This is a genomic window from Bacillus mycoides (assembly GCF_001757995.1).
Taxonomy (GTDB): Bacteria; Bacillota; Bacilli; order Bacillales; family Bacillaceae_G; genus Bacillus_A; species Bacillus_A mycoides_B.
In genome coordinates this window covers 32106-47006 of record NZ_LXLV01000031.1, presented here as the reverse complement: position 1 = coordinate 47006, position 14901 = coordinate 32106, and the positions used below count along the sequence as shown (strand labels likewise).

The following is a 14901-nucleotide window of genomic DNA, read 5'->3' as shown; positions in this document are numbered from 1 at the left end:
TTATCACCTAAGAGCCTTAACTATAACTTCAGCTGCCTCTGCAATTAGTTGATTATCATAGGTAGCCTCTTTCTCATCTTTACTAGATAAAATTGCGATGATAATAGGTGCCCTATTCGGCGGCCAAACGATAGCAATGTCATTTCGCGTCCCGTAACTTCCAGCACCAGATTTATCTCCAACTTCCCAGTCAGTTGGTACGCCTGCACGAATAAGTTTGTCTCCTGTAGCATTTCCTTTCATCCACTCTGTAAGAATTTTACGTTTATCAGTTGGAAGCGCATTGCCGGCCGTAAGGGCCTTAAGATTCGTAGCAATTGCTTTTGCTGTACTAGTGTCACGAATGTCTCCTGGAATAGCCTCGTTTAACTCTGTCTCAAAGCGATCAGCCATAGTAATCCGATCACCCATTTGTCTAAGCGCCTTTTCATATCCTTTAGGTCCGCCTATTTTATTAAATAAAATATTCCCTGCAGTATTATCACTGGAACGAACAGCAGCCTCAGCAATTTCTCCTAATGTCATTCCGGTATCTACATGTTTCTCTGTAACGGGTGAATATTCCACTAAGTCGTCTTTCGTATAAGTGATAACTTCTTTTAATTTCTCAGTTGAGTTTTGCTGTAACAATACCCCTGCCGCTAACGCCTTGTAGGTTGATGCAAAGGCAAACCGCTCATTAGGTCGATAAGAAATTGTTCGATTTGTACCAGTATCAATAGCATACACACCTAATCGAGCATCAAATTTTTTCTCAAGTTGAGAGAATTCTTTATACGTCGCATGATTTTTATGTTTAACTGGTCCTGTCTTTTCTTTCGCTTCAACTTGCAGTGCCCCTCCTGTAAAAGTTTCTAGGCTTGTAAGACTTAAACCTAATATACCAACACATATTCCTATTTTTAGCATCCTCTTGTTTTTCAAAATCATCATTCCTTTCAAATTTTCAATACACTTTATCCAATTTGAACACCTGTCTTTATACGAACACATAATTGACAATCTAAGAAACAAGTTTGTTCCATAAATAAAAAACTTTTTAACTAGTAGCAGAGATATTAACAAAAAAGAGAAATAGCAACTCTGATGGCTGCTATTTCTCTAACTTAGAAAGACTTTTATATAAACAGGGTCTCTTCCCCTGAGGAAAGTGCACAAATTTTACTAATTTTGATTCGAACTATCTGTACTAGCAGCTTCACCATGTATACGTTGCTGTTTTAAATCAAAGTATACATCTAAAGCTTCCTTTCCAATTATAGAATTAATTCCATTTTTATCATCATGAAGCCATGGGACTACTACAGAAAATGCTACTTCTGGATTATCATATGGAGCATATCCAACTAATGTTAAGTTGTAACATTCCATACGTTCTCCTTTTGCATTTCTACCAATTGGATCATCTCCACCATATACAGTTTGAGCTGTCCCTGTCTTTCCTGCTGGTTTATATGAAGCATTTTTGAAATACTTCACGCCAGTTCCATCACCTTCTTGGAATACCCATCTAAAGCCTTCTTTTATCTGATCAATATGTTCTTTCTTCATATCAACTCGATTTAATACGACAGGCTCTATAGAGCGTATAACTTTACCAACCTCTTCTTCTTTTATTGATTGCTCTCGTATTTCTTGTACAATTTGGGGTTGCATTCTAAAGCCTCCATTTGCAATAGTTGAAATATATTGTGCCAATTGCAACGGCGTATACGTATCATACTGGCCGATAGAAAAATCTAGTAAAAATCCAGGTTGACTATCTACTTTTCTCGTTTGTCCAATTATTTCATTCGGTAAATCAATACCTGTTGGGACACCTAAACCAAATTGTTTAAAATAATAGCGCATCGTATCAAATGCTTCTTGTTTAATATCCAACGAACCATTTGGTACGTAATTAACTCCCGCAATTTTTAAAGCTGTCTGGAACATGTATACATTCGAAGATACTTGTAAAGCTCGTAAATCATTAATATTACCAAATCCGGATACATTCCACGATTTTTTAGCTTGTGTACCTTTAAATTTCATCGGTGCATCATAAAATTGATCTCCTGGCTGTATTGCCCCTGTCTCATATCCAGTTAATAACGTTGCGCCTTTTACAGCTGACCCTAGCTCATACGAAGTTGTCATGTTACCTAATGCCAAATCCTCAATCTCCATTTTCCCTTCTTTTTCTACAATCTTTTTGCCTGCCATAGATAAAATCTGTCCGTTATTTGGATTTGTCATGACGACAAACGCTCGGTCCAACAGTGGCTCTGAACTCTTAAAAGCTCTCAAATTTTTCTCTATACTTTCTTCCACTTTCTTTTGTAATTCCATATCAATCGTTAATGTTAAACTATTACCACTTTTTCCTTTAGAGATTATTTCTGCGCTAACAATGTTTCCCGATTTATCAGTAATGTTTTTCACTTCTTCTTTTGTACCGTGTAATACATCTTCATATCGTTGTTCAATATAACTTTTTCCTACACGATCATTACGGTTATATCCACGTACCAAATAAGAATCTAAGTTTTCTTTCGGTAATCCTTCTTCACTACTTGTAATATTACCTAACACAGAACGAAATAAAGTACCATTTACATAATTACGTTCCCAATCAACTGTTGTATCTACTCCTGGAAACTCCGCAAGGTTTTCACTTATCCGCGCATATTCTTGATCTGTCACATCTTTTTTAATAATTTGTGGTGTTAGTTGATAACCTGAACTCATTTTACTTTTAATAGCTAACACCTTTAAATCTTGTGCTGTTAATTCTGCCAATTCTACTTCTGTAACGCGACTTCGTCTTAAGTCTTCAATTTTTTTATCTAACTCTTTTCCCTCTATTCCCTTTTCTTTAAACTTTTCTATATCTTTTTTAGTAATCTTTGTCTCCGCATGCTTCGTATTCAACTGCATCCAGAAATCTTTTTTATCGATATCGGTTAACTTATTTATATCTAGTTCAGGTATTTCAAGCACTTTCGCCAATTCTTTTGCTGTTTTTAATATATCTTCACTCGTAATCCCCTTCACCCTTGTATACGTAATTGTGCGAAGAGATTTATTATTAACGACCGTTTTCCCTTCTCGATCTAGAATTTGTCCACGTGGAACTGGAATACTAGTTGTTTCATTTTGACTGTTTTCCACTTGGTTCTTATAAGCCTCTCCCTCAACAATTTGTACTTTTCCTAGCTGCATAATAATAGCTGAGAATAGTAGAAATATGCAAAGGAACATTATATTTAATCGAATAGATATATACGTCTTCTGCTTCTTTCCTTTTTGTTTTTTCATAAATCCTCCATATAATTCTTCCGGAACTCCTCACTAATACTTAGTAAATAAATATACTAAATACGTTCCCTATATATTAGAAACCACCATTCAGTTATAAATAGTGTCTTATCTTTTTTTCTAAATCCTTGTAAGCTTCAATTCCTTTTGGTTTAGCCGCGTAATTGATAAATCTCCCTTCTTGTTTTTCTCTCTATTTTTTTGTCGCTTGCATTAGAAATGCTAAACTGTATAATGACTCATATTAAACTTACACATAGACTTGCTAGTAACTTTTCATACTGATTATTCCTTTCTTCATGCTGTAATACTTAATAGACAACCTAAGTAATAAAGTTGTTCCACATTTACAAAAAAAATAATTAACTATAAGATGAAATAGGCTACATAAGGGAGGGTTATATGTTACATACAAAAAGATGGAGATTTTTTGCGGTTCTTTCTATTGTAGGTTTGATTTTACTAATTTTATTAAAAATCAACTTCATTTCAATTACTATCGCAACTTCTTCAGCTGAAAGAGGAAAAATTTTTGATCAAAATGGTGTAATACTAGCTACAAATAAGAAAGTTAAGTCTCTATATTGCACTTCTAATGATGAAAAGCTATCGAATCAAGATACATCAAACACATTAGCTTTTTTCAATCAATTTTCAAGCGAGTTTCAACATGACATTTCTGCAGAGGACATAAAATCGCAATTACAACAATCTTGTAAAAAGCAGACTATGAATAATATACCGTTATACTCTGACATAAATGAGAATGAACTTACATTCATAAACAAGAACAAACCCAATAATGTAATAATCAAAGATGAATTAATTCGATATTATCCCAAACATGAAATTGGTTCACAGCTAATTGGGTATGTAGAAAATGACCTTAATTCTAAGTATGGACCTGTTGGAAAAAGTGGGATTGAGCTTCAATATGAAAATGATTTAAAAGGAAAACCAGGAAAAACTCTGATTTTTAAAATGAATAATAAAAAGTTCTTATGGAACATTCAAAAAGTACAAAAAGGAAAAGATGTCCGGCTAGCTTTAGACTCTAAGCTGCAGCAAAAAACAGAGGAAACATTAAGATCTCAAATTAAGAAAATACATGATGCTAACGCTGGTTATGTTGTAGTAACCGATGTAAAAACTGGCGCAATTTTAACTATGGCCAACTCGGCAGTTTTTGATCCCAATATATTAAATACACATGTATCATCTAAAAAGGAAAACATTAAATCACTTTCGCAAAATAAAGCAATTCAAAAATTAAAGTATGGTGGATCTTATGTAAATATGGCCTCTACTATAAAGCCACTTACTATTTTAATTGGATTAAACGAAAAGCTTTTTCAACCCGAAGATACTTATTTAGATAAAGGTACTTTTCAGTATGATAATCAAAATAACATTACTAATGCACCTGGAACGCCAACAGGTGAAATTACACCGATTCAGGCTATCATTAATTCATCTAATACATTTATGACAGCCAAAGTAGCTCTACCCTTATTCAACCAAAATAATGGGAATATAGAAAAAGTGGCAAATATATGGACAGATTATTTAATGCAATTCGGCCTTCGTTCTAAAACTGGGATTGATTTACCCTTTGAAGAAGACGGACAATATGAATTTCATCCATCTAATAAGTTTGAAAATGGAATCTCCGCTTTATTAAATGCCTCTTGGGGAGGAAATGAAGTGCATACCCCTCTTCAACTCGCTCAATATGCAGCAACTTTGGCAAGTAAAGGTGATAAATATAAACCCCAAATTGTAAGTGCTATTATTGGTCAGGACGGTAAGGAAACAAAAAAGTTTAAACCAATCTTAGAAAGTTCAAATCGTTATCCTATGAAATTTTGGAGTGTCGTGCAAGGTGGGATGAGTCAAAATATACAGGAGATTAAAAACTTACCTTTTGATGTCGCAGGTAAAACGGGTATTACTGGTTCTCCGAACGAGCAAGAAAGAATGATAAATCATTCTCTTTTCATTGCATATGCTCCTACCGAAGATCCACAAATTGCTATTTCTGTCGTTATTCCTGGTAGTAATTCGGAAAAAAATATTGCTGCTCTCGTTACGTCAGAAATTTTAGAGTGCTGGAATTCACTTCAAAAAGAGGATAAAGGTAAAGATAAAGAGGAAGGTTCATTAAAGTGAACCTTCCTCTTTTACCAAATAGAATCTATATTTGTTATTTTCCATTTACCTTCATCATTCTTTTCGAACATGAAAGAATATTTAATATCAGTTAAAACATACTTTGTTGGTACATATCCAGTATTACCGTTAATAGTCGATACTTTTATAAATCCATCATTCTGCACTTTTTCCGGAATCCAAGCTTTTACCATTTCATTAGAAACTTCATATAAAGCTTGTGATTCTAGTTTTGGTTCAGCTAAAATTTTTGTATTGTTTCCAGTAACAGTTGCATATATAAAGTATTCTTGCTTTGATTGATTACTTTCTGTCAATCCACTTGGCACTTTATACACTTTCTTAGTATCATTCACAAATTTGCCTCCCATTGTAAGAGCGACTTGCAACTCATGAAAAATATCCTCATCAACCTTCAATTCATCCTTCGAATACGTTCTCCCTTTAAATATAACGTCATCATTTAATGCTCCATACAAATCATTTTCATTTTTAGAATTTGTACTTCGATATAAGTCATTCATAAATTGTTTTAGTGAAGGATCTTGAGCAGATTCATCTTTTGTTTTCGGCTTAATTTGAGTACTACTTTGTACCGGTGATTTGTTATCATCAAGCCAAGGTTGTTGAACAATAAAAAATAACATTGTACAAGCCAAAACAACTACAATAGGCAATACTTTTCTACGAAATGGTCTTTTGTATGTTGCAGAATCTACTTCACTATTTTGGTCTATCGATTGCTTTATTTTATAAATAAATTCTTCTTCATCTTTACGGTTCTCCATTGGACCGTTTTTTAATTTGCTATACCAGTCAGGATTTTTTTTATTGTTCATCACTTCTACCCTCCCCTATTAATTTTGAAACCTTACTTCTCGCTCGGCTTAATCTAGATTTTACAGTTCCAATTGACACTCCTAATGTTTCAGCCATTTCTTCATAAGATAATTCATATTTTGCGTCCAATATTAGTATTTCACGGTGTTTTTTAGGTAGTTTTAATACAACATCCCACACTTCATTCAGTTCCTCTTGCTTAAAAAACTCTTGTTCTGCCGAGGAAGACTGCTTGTCGTCACTAAAAAACCCCACTAAAGATATCCTTTTAAAATAAGAGGATTTCAAATAGTTAATTGCTGTATTTCTTGTAATTTTTAATATCCACGTTTTAATAGATGACTCCTTTCGAAACGAATGCCAATGTTTAAAAACCTTTATAAAGACATCTTGTGTGATGTCATCTGATAAGTGTGGATCTTTCGTAATAATAAATGAATAATTCCATACATCTTGCCAATAGTCTTTTATAACATAGTCCAGCTCATCATGATTACATTTTTCAATAAACTTCTGTTCCATTCCCACACCTCAAACTTATTTGAATAAACATAAAACTACCCTCACTTTTATTATGGTTTCAATATATAGACATGATGCAAGTTTCATTTGTTCCATTAATAATCTTTTTCGATAGAAAACTCTTTCTTAAAAAATATAAAAGCGGAAGATATAATGAAAAAACCAGGATAATTTTAAGAATTTATCCTGGTTTTTCTGTATTAAATATGCTTTCACTATTTTTTTATAATAGAAACTGAATCTAATGCATCTACTTGACTCTCCATAGTTTTAGTGAGTTTTTTCCATTCAGTTTCTGCTTGTACAGCCTTAACATCATCTGAGTTGTATGGTCTATCTTCTCCATACGATTTATTGAAATGTAGGATTTCCATTGATGTTTCATTTACAGGGATTTGATTGAAAGTAGCATTATCAACAATTACAATTAGCTCCTCATAATCTGAATTACGATAGTGACCAAACCAAGTATCGCTAGCATACTGGACATCTATTTTCTTTTCATTAATTGTTAATTCCTTAATTTTTTTATTTTTCTTACTAGCTAGTAATACAGCTTTATCCTTTGGAACTGAAGGTACTGACTTAATTGGGTCTGAACTCCATACTTCATTATCATTATCTGATTCTCTCAACACACCTATCTCAACCATTTTCTCCGCAGTTTTTTGATCCATAATTAATACTTGTTTGCCATCAATTTCTGCTTTTTTCACTTTATATAAAGTGTTGGTCTTAATTTCGCTTTTATGTTGATTTACTATTTCTTTTAATGATTGTTCTTCCCCAATCAATAAAGCAGCATTCCTCGGTTCTTCTTTCTTTCCAAAAGAACAAGCTCCTAACATAGAAATAGACACTATTCCTGCCATGCACACTTTCATTACTTTTTTCATTTCTTTTTCTCCTCTTTGCTTGTTTTATCAATACACTACATGATTTTTTTATATAACCGTTGTAAATAACGCCAACGGACAGTGAAAAAGTACACACTTTGAATGGACATAAAGGCTAGTATAATTAAAATGGACATCTTGAAAACAGAGAAGTCAATTAGCTGTTGCAAGGCTATAAAAGCGACACCACTATGAATAATCGCTATGATTAATGGCAAGAAGAACATTAACATAAGCTGACGCGTTACGATTTTCTTTAGTTCTCTTTTGCTTAGACCGACCTTCGCAATCATTTCATATTGTTGTTGTTCTCTTTCTAAATCTGCATATAGTCGGAAGTATAATAGGCTGGCTGCAAACGTAAAGAATACGATACCTACTAATACACTGACGATAAGTAAAATACCATTCTTTTGTTTCGAAGAAATCCATTCAGAATATAATGCTTCAAAATAATGATGTGCTTCCACCAAATTATTATTACCCATTGTTGCTTCTAATTTTTTTGTAACCGCCCTTGATTTTTCCCAATTTTCCACGACAAATCCATATTGACTTTTCATTACGTAAGAATCATCTTCCGTCTTTCTGTTAGGGATTTTATCGTACAAGGAATCCGAAACGACAATAATAGCTCCAATTGCATTTGGGAGAACTATATATGGGACTGCCTTCTTGACCCGAAGAGACATCTCCATGTTTTCCTGTACTACATCTATTCTCTCAGGTATATCTTTTCCTCTTGCATACTTTTCTTTTTGCGAAACTATTGAGGGTACTATGATCACTTCTTGATCATTATCTATCTTTTCCATTTCATACCCAAAGATTTTCGCAAAATTGTTATACTCTGATACTTTGATTAGCACTAAATTATTTTCCGTGAATTTAGGATTCGTAACCGCTACCTGATAAGAGAAATTTGAGCGAGTGAGTTGTTTTTTTATTTCTGTAATGTGCTCTTCTTCTTGTAAATTTTCTCCTAACGAAGTATAGGTAAATGCAAATGGGTTGGTCATTTCAGTTAATCCCTTATTTCCCATTGCTAGGCATGTACCAATCCCTGTGAAGGCCACAGCGGAAACGATCGCTAGCATAAAGAACATAGTTGCATTATCCTTCATACGATAGGCCAATTCAGATATAGTAAGAAGGTTTGTTTTATTAAAAAACAAAGTGTCTTTTTTCTTTAAGACACGTATTACATACACGCTCAACTGTGAAAATAAAAAATATGTCCCTATCACTACAAAGACTACCCCTCCAAGTAAGTAAGGCATAATGAAGTTTCTTTCTAGTACGAAATAGAACACACATCCATACCCTAATCCAATGAAGAATATGGAAAGGCATGCCAATCCTTTTGATGCCTTTGGCTCTGGTTTTGGTTTTTCCTCTGATTTCATCAAATCAATCAACTTGTTTCCTTTTACCATTTTAGAAGTAAACAACGAAATAACTAGAAACAGAATCAAAAATGCGCCAGTTGTCATTAAGACAGCTTTTATAGGAACGTAAAAAGGAAGCCCCTTATCAATCGCTAATATATTTTCACTTGCTAATAAATTGAGCTTTGCAAATATCAATCCAATTAAGATACCAAACATAATAGATCCGATTCCAATTAACATATTTTCTAAAAAAATTAATTTGTTTAACTGCGCCGGTGACATACCATGCATGATTAAAATTCCAAATTCTTTTTTTCTTGTTTTTAAAAAAGAACTCCCCGAATATAAAAGAAAGAAGAATGAAAATACAAAAATGAGATATTGAGATATTTGCATTCCCATTGTTCCTAAAAGACTCATTGTTTTACTTGTGGAGACTAGTTCTCCTTGTAAATCAGGATGGAAAAGTAAGAGTGAATATGTGAAAAAAACCATAACTGAAAATGAGCTACTTAGAAAGTGTGCAGCATAAGTCCGCTTACTTCGAATGATATTATTAAAAGCGAATCTTTGAAAAGTCATGCTTACGACCTCCTAGTAATGCAAGTACATCTATAATTTTTTGATAAAACATTTGTTGGTTTTCTCCATTATAAATTTCGTTATACAATTTTCCGTCTTTAATAAATACAACACGATCACAAAAACTTGCAGCCACTGGATCGTGCGTAACAAGCATCATTGTTGCATCTTGTTCTTTATTTAATCGTTTTAATAACTCCATTACATCATTAGCCGCTTTTGAATCTAAGTTTCCCGTCGGTTCATCTGCTAGTAGTAATTTAGGTTTATGAATTAGAGCGCGTGCAATGGCTGTTCTTTGTGCTTGCCCACCCGATATTTCATATGTTCGTTTATTTAATATATCTTGAATGCCTAATTTTTCTGCAATACCATCTACCTTCTGATTCATTTCCTCAACTTTAGTACCATCTAACGTCAGAGGAAGAACAATATTTTCTTTTACAGTTAATGTTGTAAGAAGATTGAATGCTTGAAACACAAAGCCTAATTCACGTCTTCGAAATAATGCCAGTTCATTTTGAGATAATTGATATGGATTTTCTCCATTAATCAATATTTCTCCTGATGTGGGAGAATCAATAGTAGAAACCATATTTAACAAAGTAGTTTTTCCACTTCCTGATGGCCCCATTATTCCTACAAACTCCCCTTTCTTCACATTCAAATTAATGTCGGATAGTGCTTCATAAGATACCTTTCCTGTATAGATTTTACTTAGTTCACAAACTTTTAATATTTCCATATCATTTTGCTCCTTATTATCTTTTGATAACCTAAGTTTATCTAAACTTCCCTTCTTCTCATATCGATTAACCTTTCATGTATCTAACAGGACTGTAAGATTTCTGAAAAGTCAAAAACATATAATATTCTAACGATTTGCATAAGGGAAAATGATACGGATTGTTGTTCCTTTTCCTACTTCCGACTCTATTTCAATATTATGTTCCAATCTTTTTATAATATTTTTCACTAGATATAATCCCATACCAGTAGATTCCTTAAATTTCCGACCGTTTATTCCTGTATAAAATGGGCGGAACACTCTCGGAAGATCTTCTTTTGGAATTCCCACACCATGATCTTGTATTTCAAGAATTATAGAGCGCTCTGCTTCTAATGTAGTAATAGTAACGTTTTTTCTACTTCCTGCTGAATACTTAATGGCATTGGATATCACTTGATGAATAACAAACCGAAGCCACTTTCTATCGGTTTCTACCATAATAGTTTGTTTTACTTTTACTTCTGGATATACATAGTTACGGATAAACAGACGTTTATTTTCACGGATTACTTCTTGAACAACATCCTGTAACGAAACTCTTTCCACATAAAAATCTTGCTCAAACGTTTGTAATCGCGCCATATATAAGACCATTTCTAATCCGTACTGCATTTGATCTACTTCTTCTACAATACTTTCAAAAGCCTCCCCATTCTCTTCTTGTGTGATCAATTCAATAACTGATAAAGGCGTTTTCATCTGATGCACCCATTGATTAATAAATGTGAGGTGCTCTTTTTGTTTATATTCCCAAGTCTTTAACTGGTGATGATATTGACTGTATTGTGTTTTTAACATACGCTGAAGTGCTACTGATAATGGAGTAGAATCGAGTTCTTCTAAGGATTCCTCTAATGTTTCTGAAGGAGTGGATAATTTGTTATAAAATCTACGATGGCTATAATAGCGATAAAGTAAAAACCCAATTAAAAAGCATCCCCCTAAAAACACACTATATAATGCAGTAGATAAGTGATCATATCCATCCAGCCAATAAACAGTTAAAACGACAAATAGCTGAATGATTGAGAAACAGATGAAAGGTATTTGTTCACGTAAAAATAAATTCATTATTATACCTCATCATTCTTCCAAGTTATTTTCAAACGATATCCAGCACCACGAACTGTTTCTAATGCATTTTTTATTCCGATTCCCTCTAATTTTTTTCGGACACGTGTAACATTTACACTTAAAGTATTATCATCTACATACGTATAGTCATCCCAAAGCTTTTCTAAGATTTTCTCCCGACTAACAATACTAGGAGATTGTCGTAAGAGAGTTTCTAGTAAAACCGTTTCTTTTTTAGACAGGATACACATGCTATCATTTAGCTTTAATTCCATTTTCTCTGGATAAAGTATTAAACCAGATTGCTGAACAACTCGTTCTTCCGCTTTCGGTGCGTATTCTCCGTAAATTCTTCGAAGATGACTTCGGATTTTTGCCATTACAACTTCATAATGAAACGGTTTAGTGATATAATCGTCGGCACCATGTTCAAGGGCCATAACTTGCTCCATCTCTCCACTACGTGCTGATATGAAAATAATGGGGCAAGTAGAGACCGTTCTAATTTGGCGGCACCAGTAAAAACCATCAAAACTCGGTAAATTTATATCTAATAAAACTAAATCGGGCTGGATTTTTTCAAAGTTGACCAAAACATTTTCAAAATCCTCTGTAATGTTCCCTTCATATCCGTACTTGTTAATATGGGATTGAAGTAATTTAGAAATTTTTTGGTCGTCTTCTACAATCATAATTTTATACATATATTAAGCTCCTTTTATTTATCTTTTCCGATAGAAGGCTCCCTCATCAATTTAGGTGAAGGTATTATTGCATCAGCACATAAGAGGAAGATGAATGCCGGTTGGCGTAAGCCAAGATGTTTGCTCCGATTTAGTTGTACAAATTTTTCTTTGAAAACAGAACATATGAGGTTGGTTGCAGAAAAATCTTTGAAATCGTAAAAGCTTTAACGTTCGATCAACCCACGGTTACATCGGTGTCCGCAGGAATCTCTCTCTTCAAACATGCCGCAAGGTCATTAAGTAGGACTAGTTAAAGTATATGTTTATTATCTGTAAGAATATAAAATATACTTTTATCTTTTATTATAAAGAAATTTCCCTCTTACTTATATTGAATAACCTTACTCGAATCTAACAGCTGTGTAATGTTTCTGAAAATAAAGTTAAGTATAATAGCTCTCTTATTTTTTAAATTTTAATTATTTAATTTAACATTTTAAACTTTTTGTTTTATAATTTTCAAATAAAAAATAATCGTATTTAATTGTGTAAAAACACGTAATTAAATACGATTATTAAAATCATAAAATCTAAACTAACATATCAGTATCAGCCGATTTCACCTTCTAATTAACTATTATTTCTGGAAAATATGTTTTATTTTTTCGCCTGGAACATTACTTCCCCCTCTTCCTTTTACATCTTCGACCATCATGGTAACAATCATGTCTGGCGCATTTGCATCAAAAGCTGCAAACCATCCAAGTTCTTTTCCGTCTGCTTCTTTCGACTCTTTCAGTTCTGCTGTACCGGTTTTACCAGCAAGAGTTACACCATCAACCTTAGCAATTCTCCCCGCGCCATCAGGGTCATTAATGACTTTTATTAATGCACTCTTTAATATCTCTTGATTCTTTTTAGAAATCACATTTTCTTTCCAATTCCCCGCTACTTTTGCTTCTTTTAAAAGGTGAGGCGACGGAATATTCCCTTCATTCACAATCGGTGCATATGTTAATGCTAAATGAAGTGGTGTCATTAATACTTGTCCTTGTCCGTATCCCGTGTCTGCTAGTTGAATATCATTTTTTATCCCATCTTTTGCAATTGTTGAAATAGGAAATTCGTATTCAATGGGTAATTTTTCATGAAATCCGTACTTCTTAAATTCACTTACATACTGATCTTTTCCCATTTTTAAAGCTTGCTGAGCAAAATAAATATTATCAGAGTACTTCATTGCCTTATCAAAATCAATCGGACTAGCATCCTTCACACGTGTTACATAATAATTTCCCCACGATGAATCTTTTGTCCACTTTAATCCTTGAATTTTAAATTCGTCCTTAGGATTTATTGTTTTTGTTTCCAAACCAATTGCACCTGTAATCGTTTTAAATACAGAACCTGGTACAAATGCTTGTGTGAAGCGATTCATCATTGGCAGTTTCTCGTCGTTATTCCATGCTTCTCGTTGGGCTTTTGATGCTCCTCTAACTATTATATTTGGATTATAAGCAGGGCTACTTACAAGTGCGATTGTTTCACCCGTTTTAGGGTTGACCGCTGCACTAGATCCTGCTTCATTTTTCATCTCATTAAAGATTTTTTCTTGAATTGCAGCATCAATTGTTAACGTAACATTTTCCCCTTCTTTTGCTTCCTTTTTTGCTAAGTTTTTAATCTCTTTCCCGTTCTCATCTTCCATAAATACGCGTCCACCCTTTTCACCACGCAATTTATTCTCTAATACTTTCTCTAAACCTGTCTTACCCACTAAATCATCTGCTTGATAACCTTTTTTTTGAAGCAATTTTAACTCCTCTGCATTTACCTTTCCTATATATCCCGTTAAGTGTGCCGCTGCTTCTCCTAATGGATACGTACGAATATTTACTGGGCGAGATGAAACTCCTTCTAATTCAATATAATCATTCTGTCTGGTTCCCTCTTTTAAAATACCAATTGGTACAAGGGAATCTGGTTTTATCCATTTCGCTGCGAGCTTCTGATCGACCTCTTCTGTAGACATATCAAGTAAATGTGCTACTATTTCTTTTGTTTGCGCTGCCGTTTCACCTAGTTTCTCTGGAATAATTCCAACCTCAGTCGCTTTACCATTCATTGCAAGCCCTTTTCCATTTCGATCATATATTTCTCCGCGTTTTCCTTGCTCTGTTTGCATACGTACTTTGTAATCTTTTTTCATACCTGGGAAAATGAAGTCTGGTGTCCAATCTATTTTCCAAGATTCTTTATCTTTCACGAGTTTTGCTTCATGGATGAATGAAACTGTTCCTCCATCCGTATCCATATTAACTTCAAAAAGAAAAAGTTCTTTATTTTTAGTATTCTCTCCTTTCGTTTTAACTTTTAAATTCTTAACTCCAATACCCTCATAGATTTTTTGATATTTCTCTGTGAAATCCTTTTTAGAAATCGTTTTTTTTGCATGTTCTGATAAATGATCATACATATTTGCAAATTTTTTATCATTCCATAAATTGATATATTCTTCAAATGCTTGTTTTGGCGGTTCATCTTTATTGCATCCTACCAACATAACTCCGAAACAAAAGAAAAGTAGCATCCATATTTTTTTCAATTCAATCTTCTCCCTTAGTTATAAATGATTATTCCTTTCTTAATTT

The 14901-nt window shown here is 33.5% G+C and carries 11 protein-coding genes; 1 reads left to right on the top strand and 10 read right to left on the bottom strand.

What is annotated here, in order from left to right; genetic code table 11:
- Positions 1-3: 3 nt before the first annotated feature.
- Both bla and BWGOE10_RS12035 read right to left on the bottom strand, forming a co-directional pair.
- The gene (gene bla, locus BWGOE10_RS12040; protein WP_410254624.1) at positions 4-930 is read right to left on the bottom strand and encodes a class A beta-lactamase Bla1; all 927 of its coding nucleotides are present in this window, start codon (positions 928-930) and stop codon (positions 4-6) included.
- A 234-nt stretch (positions 931-1164) separates the two neighbouring features.
- Positions 1165-3300: a peptidoglycan D,D-transpeptidase FtsI family protein gene (locus tag BWGOE10_RS12035; protein ID WP_070142760.1), complete on the bottom strand. Its 2136-nt coding sequence runs from the start codon at positions 3298-3300 to the stop codon at positions 1165-1167.
- A gap of 402 nt (positions 3301-3702) precedes the next feature.
- Between BWGOE10_RS12035 and BWGOE10_RS12030 the strand changes: the two genes are divergently transcribed.
- A complete protein-coding gene (locus BWGOE10_RS12030) occupies positions 3703-5469 on the top strand; it encodes a peptidoglycan D,D-transpeptidase FtsI family protein (protein WP_070142758.1) in 1767 nt (588 codons plus the stop codon).
- A gap of 11 nt (positions 5470-5480) precedes the next feature.
- Here the strand turns inward: BWGOE10_RS12030 and BWGOE10_RS12025 are convergent, their stop codons facing one another.
- The 8 genes from BWGOE10_RS12025 to BWGOE10_RS11990 all read right to left on the bottom strand — a co-directional run bounded on the left by BWGOE10_RS12025 (position 5481) and on the right by BWGOE10_RS11990 (position 14855).
- Positions 5481-6308, bottom strand: a complete 828-nt coding sequence (locus BWGOE10_RS12025) for an SH3 domain-containing protein (protein ID WP_070142756.1) — start codon at positions 6306-6308, stop codon at positions 5481-5483.
- Entirely contained in the window at positions 6298-6831 is a 534-nt protein-coding gene (locus tag BWGOE10_RS12020; protein ID WP_000435493.1) for an RNA polymerase sigma factor, read from the bottom strand. The genes BWGOE10_RS12025 and BWGOE10_RS12020 overlap by 11 nt, the downstream gene beginning before the upstream one ends.
- Positions 6832-7046: 215 nt before the next feature.
- The gene (locus BWGOE10_RS12015; RefSeq protein WP_070142754.1) at positions 7047-7727 is read right to left on the bottom strand and encodes a lipoprotein BA_5634 family protein; all 681 of its coding nucleotides are present in this window, start codon (positions 7725-7727) and stop codon (positions 7047-7049) included.
- 35 nt (positions 7728-7762) lie between these two features.
- Positions 7763-9700, bottom strand: coding sequence for an FtsX-like permease family protein (locus BWGOE10_RS12010; RefSeq protein WP_070142752.1), 1938 nt, complete (start codon positions 9698-9700; stop codon positions 7763-7765).
- Positions 9675-10445: an ABC transporter ATP-binding protein gene (locus tag BWGOE10_RS12005; RefSeq protein WP_070142750.1), complete on the bottom strand. Its 771-nt coding sequence runs from the start codon at positions 10443-10445 to the stop codon at positions 9675-9677. The genes BWGOE10_RS12010 and BWGOE10_RS12005 overlap by 26 nt, the downstream gene beginning before the upstream one ends.
- 129 nt (positions 10446-10574) lie before the next feature.
- Entirely contained in the window at positions 10575-11561 is a 987-nt protein-coding gene (locus tag BWGOE10_RS12000) for a sensor histidine kinase (RefSeq protein WP_070142748.1), read from the bottom strand.
- 2 nt (positions 11562-11563) lie between these two features.
- The gene (locus BWGOE10_RS11995) at positions 11564-12268 is read right to left on the bottom strand and encodes a response regulator transcription factor (protein WP_070142746.1); all 705 of its coding nucleotides are present in this window, start codon (positions 12266-12268) and stop codon (positions 11564-11566) included.
- Between the two features lie 619 nt (positions 12269-12887).
- The gene (locus BWGOE10_RS11990; protein WP_070142744.1) at positions 12888-14855 is read right to left on the bottom strand and encodes a penicillin-binding transpeptidase domain-containing protein; all 1968 of its coding nucleotides are present in this window, start codon (positions 14853-14855) and stop codon (positions 12888-12890) included.
- Between the last annotated feature and the right edge of the window lie 46 nt (positions 14856-14901).

What these genes read in the sequence shown, in the direction of transcription:
- bla (WP_410254624.1), bottom strand. Translation starts at nt 930, where the DNA reads ATGATTTTGAAAAACAAGAGGATGCTAAAAATAGGAATATGTGTTGGT.
- BWGOE10_RS12000 (WP_070142748.1), bottom strand. Translation starts at nt 11,561, where the DNA reads ATGAATTTATTTTTACGTGAACAAATACCTTTCATCTGTTTCTCAATC.
- BWGOE10_RS12020 (WP_000435493.1), bottom strand. Translation starts at nt 6,831, where the DNA reads ATGGAACAGAAGTTTATTGAAAAATGTAATCATGATGAGCTGGACTAT.
- BWGOE10_RS12010 (WP_070142752.1), bottom strand. Translation starts at nt 9,700, where the DNA reads ATGACTTTTCAAAGATTCGCTTTTAATAATATCATTCGAAGTAAGCGG.
- BWGOE10_RS12015 (WP_070142754.1), bottom strand. Translation starts at nt 7,727, where the DNA reads ATGAAAAAAGTAATGAAAGTGTGCATGGCAGGAATAGTGTCTATTTCT.
- BWGOE10_RS12030 (WP_070142758.1), top strand. Translation starts at nt 3,703, where the DNA reads ATGTTACATACAAAAAGATGGAGATTTTTTGCGGTTCTTTCTATTGTA.
- BWGOE10_RS12005 (WP_070142750.1), bottom strand. Translation starts at nt 10,445, where the DNA reads ATGGAAATATTAAAAGTTTGTGAACTAAGTAAAATCTATACAGGAAAG.
- BWGOE10_RS11995 (WP_070142746.1), bottom strand. Translation starts at nt 12,268, where the DNA reads ATGTATAAAATTATGATTGTAGAAGACGACCAAAAAATTTCTAAATTA.
- BWGOE10_RS12035 (WP_070142760.1), bottom strand. Translation starts at nt 3,300, where the DNA reads ATGAAAAAACAAAAAGGAAAGAAGCAGAAGACGTATATATCTATTCGA.
- BWGOE10_RS12025 (WP_070142756.1), bottom strand. Translation starts at nt 6,308, where the DNA reads ATGAACAATAAAAAAAATCCTGACTGGTATAGCAAATTAAAAAACGGT.